The organism is Pandoraea sp. NPDC090278 (assembly GCF_044772185.1).
Taxonomy (GTDB): domain Bacteria; phylum Pseudomonadota; class Gammaproteobacteria; order Burkholderiales; family Burkholderiaceae; genus Pandoraea.
On sequence record NZ_JBIVYJ010000027.1, the window covers coordinates 1 to 6,023 of the forward strand.

General features: G+C 57.2%; 4 protein-coding genes and 2 pseudogenes. 4 read left to right on the plus strand and 2 right to left on the minus strand.

The window, feature by feature from the left end; translation table 11 throughout:
* Nucleotides 1-348: 348 nt before the first annotated feature.
* Nucleotides 349-652, minus strand: a pseudogene (locus ACIQWO_RS27225) (transposase); the annotation flags it as partial.
* A 62-nt stretch (nucleotides 653-714) separates the two neighbouring features.
* On the opposite strand from ACIQWO_RS27225, the gene ACIQWO_RS27230 reads away from it, so the two are divergent.
* From ACIQWO_RS27230 to ACIQWO_RS27245, 4 genes are all read left to right on the plus strand, one after another.
* Nucleotides 715-3,384, plus strand: a complete 2,670-nt coding sequence (locus ACIQWO_RS27230; RefSeq protein WP_402830824.1) for a Tn3 family transposase — start codon at nucleotides 715-717, stop codon at nucleotides 3,382-3,384.
* Nucleotides 3,385-3,405: 21 nt separating this feature from the next.
* Entirely contained in the window at nucleotides 3,406-3,756 is a 351-nt protein-coding gene (gene tnpC / locus ACIQWO_RS27235) for a Tn3 family transposase post-transcriptional regulator TnpC (protein WP_402830825.1), read from the plus strand.
* 138 nt (nucleotides 3,757-3,894) lie between these two features.
* Complete coding sequence (locus ACIQWO_RS27240; RefSeq protein WP_402830826.1) at nucleotides 3,895-4,188, plus strand: hypothetical protein; 294 nt, start codon at nucleotides 3,895-3,897, stop codon at nucleotides 4,186-4,188.
* A 136-nt stretch (nucleotides 4,189-4,324) separates the two neighbouring features.
* A complete protein-coding gene (locus ACIQWO_RS27245; protein WP_402830828.1) occupies nucleotides 4,325-4,792 on the plus strand; it encodes a hypothetical protein in 468 nt (155 codons plus the stop codon).
* A 207-nt stretch (nucleotides 4,793-4,999) separates the two neighbouring features.
* On the opposite strand, the pseudogene ACIQWO_RS27250 reads toward ACIQWO_RS27245, so the two are convergent.
* A pseudogene (locus ACIQWO_RS27250) lies at nucleotides 5,000-5,831 on the minus strand (IS3 family transposase); the annotation flags it as partial.
* Nucleotides 5,832-6,023 lie beyond the last annotated feature (192 nt).

Sequence of the window (6,023 nt, forward strand, 5' to 3'; positions counted from 1 at the left end):
GCAAAGCAAGCTGTACGTCATGCTCAACGGCTCCACGCAGGGCCAGGCCCCCACCTATTGGGGCACGGCCAACTTCCGATATCTGTTTTAACGGGTGAGTCTTACGCGCTGATGACCCGACGCGGTGGCGCAAGTCGTGAGTGAATCGGCCGACTCGAGCGGCAAGATGTTCCTTGTCTAGATCATCGAAGGAACGCTGGTGCGCGCCGGGTCCCGCCGACCTTTGCTGGACGGGAAAAACGTAACAAAACGACATGCAATGCGACATCACCCGTCATATCGCGCCGCCGCGGTCACGCTTTCGCCTCGATGTCCTGTGAAGCAGCACTAGCGCCCTAGTCTAGTCCCGTCATGCGTGCGCAATCGTTGAGCAGGGTCAGATGCAATCGCTCCCAGAAACCCTTGGACTGCCAGTCCGGCAAGCGATGCCAGCATGTCATGCCGCTACCGAAGCCGATCTCCTGTGGCAAATCTTCCCATGGGATGCCGGTGTGCGATACAAACAAATACCGTTTAGCACTGCGCGATCCTCTGCGCGCGGATGCCCGCCTTTCGCTGAGCGCTCTGCAACCGGCAGCAGCGGCGGCAAAACCTTCCACACCTCATTACTGATTTTCGTTCCTAACGCCTTGCGCGCGTATTTCGGTGACACGGTTTTGTTAGATGGTATGGACGACTCGCTCATTATTCCATTGCCATCTTGGGCTTCGTTGCATGGCCAGTATTGAGCGAACCGCATATCCGCGATTTCCCCGTACGCTTACGCTGCGGGATTTGCAGACATCATTCACCCCCGGCCCCGAGGAGATTGAGTGGGCGCTGGGCTTCGCGCGCACCCCCGACCGGCGACTGGCCTTACTGGTGATGCTCAAGTGCTTCCAGTTTCTACGCCGTTTCCCGACCGTCGAGGCAATTCCTGCAGACATCGTCGAGCACATCTCGGCAACGTTGGGAATCGCGCCGGTGCCACAGATTACATACCCCTCAGCCCATACGGCGCTGTATCGGCACCACAAGGCGATCCGCACGCTATTGGGCGTGAAGGCATATACCGACGCGCATACACGAGAAATAGCAACCGACATTGCCCGACGGGCCGCAGACATGGTCGTCACCCGCGTGGATATCATCAATATCGCGGCGCAAGAGCTGGTACGCCTCGGTCACGAACTGCCTGCATTCGGTGCACTTGACGAAATCGCTGAGCGAGCTCACGCCGAGGCCGAGCTGGCGCTTTATTCGCGTATCGCGCAGCGTCTATCGCCTGATCAGCGCCAATGGCTGGACCAATTGCTGGAAGCTGATTTGCCGGCCCGACGCACGCTCTACCACCAGATCAAGCGCTCGGCCCAAAAAGCGTCGCGCAAACATTTAGAACTGGTGCTGGGCCAACTGTATTGGCTCGAATCGCTGCCAGATTCGGATGTCTTGCTCTCCGACATCCCGACGACCAAATTACAGCATTTGGCGCAGCGGGCGGCAGCCCTCGATGCTGGCGAAATGAAGGATTTCCGCCCGGACAAGCGTCACACGCTGATTTTGGCGATGTTCCAAATGGCGAAGACTCTGCGTTTCGTCGCAGCCACCCAGGACGGCAGCTTGCTCCGGGCGCTTGACGTCGTTCTTTGCCATGAAGGCCGACGTGCCGAATGGATTGCTGAGGACGTCGACCTGTCGTTTGCTTCCGAGCGCTGGAGAAAGCTTGTGCGCCGCTCTCCTGCGTTGGGCAACCCAACCAATCGCCGCCACCTCGAAGTCTGCGTTTTCAGCTACTTGTGCAGTGAACTGCGCTGCGGCGATATTTGCATCGAAGGTTCGGGCTCGTTCGCTGACTATCGCGAACAGTTGCTGCCATGGAGTGAGTGCGAGGTGCTGCTCCCCGAGTATTGCGAAAGGATTGGTGTTCCGGCCGATGGGCGGAACTTCGTCGATAGTATCAAGACGCTCCTGGCTGACACCGCAGCAGAGGTGGACGACGAATTTCCACAGCATGCCGGCGATCTGAGTATCAGTTCAAGCGGCGAGCCGACCCTCAGGCGGGTAACGGCGCGTGAGATTCCGCCCTCGGCGATCGCGCTCCAGGCGGCCATCGATAGTCGGATCGTGCCGCGCAATTTGCTCGATATTCTGGCCAACATCGAGCACTGGAGCGGCTTCACCCGCAATTTCGGGCCGCTTTCCGGCGACGAGCCCAAGCTGCGAAACGCCAGAGAACGCTACCTGTTAAACGTTTTTGCCATGGGGTGCAATCTGGGGCCCAACCAGGCGGCCCGGCACTTGGCTAATGGCGTGACGCCGCACCAGTTGTCGTACGTCAATCAGCGCCACATGAGCCTGGAGCAGCTCGACAATGCCTGCCGCGAACTCACGGAATTGTATTTGCGACTGGATCTGCCAAAACTGTGGGGCGAGGGCACGAAGGTGGCGGCAGACGGCACCCAGTACAACTTCTACGAGCAGAACCTGCTTGTTGGCATGCATTTCCGGTATCGTCGCATGGGAGCTGTTGCCTATCGTCATGTAGCCGACAATTACATCGCGGTCTTTCGCCATTTCATCCCGCCGGGCGTACTGGAAGCCGTCTATGTCATCGAAGGGCTACTCAAGGCCGGGTTGAGCGTGCAGGCCGACACCGTCTACTCGGACACACACGGGCAGTCTGAAACCGATTTTGCGTTTACGTACCTGAACGGCATCCAATTGATGCCGCGCATCCGAAACTGGAAGGATCTGCGGTTCTACAAGGCAGATAAAAATACTTGCTACAAGCACATCGATCGGATCTTCAATGACACGATCGACTGGAACATCATTCGAAACCACTGGAAGGACCTGATGCAAGTGGCCATCTCGATTCAGGCTGGACGAATTGCGTCACCAATGCTGCTGCGAAAGCTCAGCCATCAAGGGCGGCACAATCGCCTGTTCGCGGCCGCACGTGAGCTTGGCCGGGCACTGCGCACAATATACCTGCTGCGCTGGATTTCGCAGAAGGAAATGCGGCAGGAGGTCACGGCGACAACCAACAAGATCGAGTCCTATCATGCGTTTGCCAAGTGGCTCGATTTCGGTGGTGACGTGATCGCCTCGAACGATCTGAATGAGCAGCAAAAGCGGGTACGGTATATCGATCTGGTGGCGTCGGCTGTGATTCTGCAAAATACGGTGGACATGATGCGCATTCTTCAGGAGTTGCACGATGCAGGGGAGCCGGTATCCGACGTCGACGTCTCTTTCATGAGTCCTTACGGAACAGGCGGCGTGAAGCGTTTCGGCAACTATCACCTTGACCTGAAGAGGCCGCCGGAGCCTTGGGTGAAAGAGTCCTTGTTCCGAAAAGCCCTCAAACTCGCCCGAGCGCTCCAATGCAGCACAACGGTTTGACGCCACGCCTGGGGGGCAGACATGAGTTTGCCCAACGAGACGATCCGAACCCCCTATGGAAATGTGGGGTGCGATGCGCTCCACGAAATGCAGCGCACCTACGACACGACTGCCTTGTTGCGCTTCGTGGACGAGCTCGATGCAGTGCTTGCCGGAATGCAAGCAGCGGATGGGTTACACGACATGCTGTTGCGCTTGCATGGCATGGCCCATACCGTCATCAATGGCGCGGATAGGACGGTTCGATCCGATGGGGAAGGCCTGCCCGAATTGGCGGGGGATCTGGCTATAGAAGTACAGAGCGTTATTTCTACGCTGCAGGGGTGGCTGCAGCAAATCGAGCCGCTGGAGCGTTTGGCTCCGCGGGAATGACACTCGGCACATAAAATGTAGAAGTCGCGACCCGTTCTGACGGTGCGTGACTGTCAGATCAAGTCTGAACTTCTACACATAAAGCCGATCATCTTTATTACTTTTGGTGTTATGTGTCATTTCCGGCTTTATCCCGGCATGCTCCCATCCCAAAGCCTTTGGACGGCTGTCGGTGTTTCCTCGCTGGGGGCGCAAGTATCCACGCTGCTGCCTGGCATCACGGTCAAGGCCTATGAAGGCAGCGTCGTCGTGCGCGGTTCCCTCATGCCGCAGTTTTACCACTTGTTCAACAATGGTCACGCTGAATTTCTCGAGACGGTGTGCTTGCCGGATGTTGAATCTGTGAAGGATTCCATGCACTACCACGCGGTCAGCTACCGAGATGGAAAGGTCGTCAAAGAGCATTTCAATGGCGTGGCCGACACCGACTGAAACTGCGAGATGCCGTGTACCTGGCTGCGCGGCCCCGACCATGACATGGCGCGTCTGAAGACACCCCGGCATTTGCGCTCAGCATGGCCACTGGCGGCCTCTCTCAAACGTATTGCCTCCTGAAAGGAAAGAAACAATGTGGACCACCAAGCAACCGCTACCGTATCGAACCCGCCTGATCATTGGATGTGGGGCGAACCATTCGCACTTGGGACAGCACCTGCAAGCGGATACGCTCAATGTCAGTGTGGAGGATGCTCCCGACCTGCTTGGCGATATTTGTGCGGATCGTCCGAACCCAGAGCTGATGGGGCGATACAGAGTTCTGCTGTGCGAGTGCCTTCCCTTCAGCGTGTACGGCAACGGCATGCTTTACCAGAATCTCGAATTTCTTCGCGCCCCCAACTCCTGCATTGTTTTTTTGTCAGTGCCGGGTCCAGGCATGCATGCTCTCGAGAAATGGGGGTGGGCCTATGACTGGCAGTTACAGGACGTCATGACTGTTGCTGACTTGCCGCCTCAGCTCGGTATCGATCCGGACTTCGCGCACCACCTGCAGTTCGTGCTGAAGACATCGCCCTTTCCATCGCTGCTTGTCCGGTAGCCAGCACGGATGGCGCTTAGCCGATCGACAGAGACTGATGGAAATGGATTGATCCGATGCTCAAAGCCGACACCAGCCATATCGACCGCCTGCGGAGTAAAGCCAAGGCCGATGGCCTGACGTGCCTTTCGAACGAGTGGCGCGGTTATCTGTTAGCGCCGATGTAAACCTGCCCCACCGGGGGTGCGGCTATTTTCTTGGACTGAGTTATGCCGCTATTCCAAGACTCTGCCGGTATTCGACGGGGCTGAGGGAGCCGAGCGAGACTTTGATCCGTTTTGCGTTGTACCAGCGAATGTACGAGTCAACGATTTCGATGAATTGATCGATGGTCGTGGTTCGCCAGTCACGAGGATAGAACAACGCCGTCTTGAGTCGCCCGAAGAATCCCTCGCAGGCTGCGTTATCCGGCGAACATTCTTTGCGCGACATCGAGCGAATCAGTCTGGCAGCCTGCATACGCGAGAGCCATCCTGGCCAGCGATAGTGCGCGCCACGATCCGAGCGAACTACGGGCCGCTGCTTGCAGCCAGCTACTGATTCGATTGCCGAATTCAGCATCGTGTTGACGAGTTCGGCGTCCGCCCGCGTACCGATTGACCAGCTCACAACGAGACCATCGAAGCAGTCGATAACCGGCGACAGATACACTTTGCCTGCCGGGATCTGGAATTCGTAAGGTCCGTGAGCCATTTATGATGAGGAGCGGCGGCGTAGAAGTCGCGATTGATGATGTTCTCCGGCGCAGGGCCAATTTCTCCACGATAGGAGCCGTAACGACGTCGCCTGGTCGTGGCAGCGGCCAGACCTTCCTGTCGACTACCTTTTCCGAGATGAAGACCTGTTGCCTGATCAATGCCGCGCGAATCCGACGATAACCGTAGCAACGGTGATTGAGTTCGAAGATGTCGGTGATGACGCGACGGGCGTCAGCATGCCTGTCATCAACCAACAGCTGTGCACGGTGATAGAAGTAAGAACTGCGGGCAAGACTCAAAGCGGCTAACAGCTCCGGCAACGCATAAGTCTGTTTCAGGGCTGTTGATGTGCACCAAGAACTGACCCTTTGAGGGGTGTAGTTTTCATCGAAAATTGACCCACGTGATTCAATGTCCTGCTCAACCTTTGAGCAGGAGATACCAAGGTGATCACGGTGGGCATGCTAGCCAAGATCAGGCGGATGTATTTCCGCGAGAAGGTACCGCTGCGAGAGATTGCGCGACGCACGGGC

Coding starts and splice junctions, on each gene's coding strand:
- ACIQWO_RS27230 (WP_402830824.1), top strand. CDS start 715: ATGGCCAGTATTGAGCGAACCGCATATCCGCGATTTCCCCGTACGCTT.
- tnpC (WP_402830825.1), top strand. CDS start 3,406: ATGAGTTTGCCCAACGAGACGATCCGAACCCCCTATGGAAATGTGGGG.
- ACIQWO_RS27240 (WP_402830826.1), top strand. CDS start 3,895: ATGCTCCCATCCCAAAGCCTTTGGACGGCTGTCGGTGTTTCCTCGCTG.
- ACIQWO_RS27245 (WP_402830828.1), top strand. CDS start 4,325: ATGTGGACCACCAAGCAACCGCTACCGTATCGAACCCGCCTGATCATT.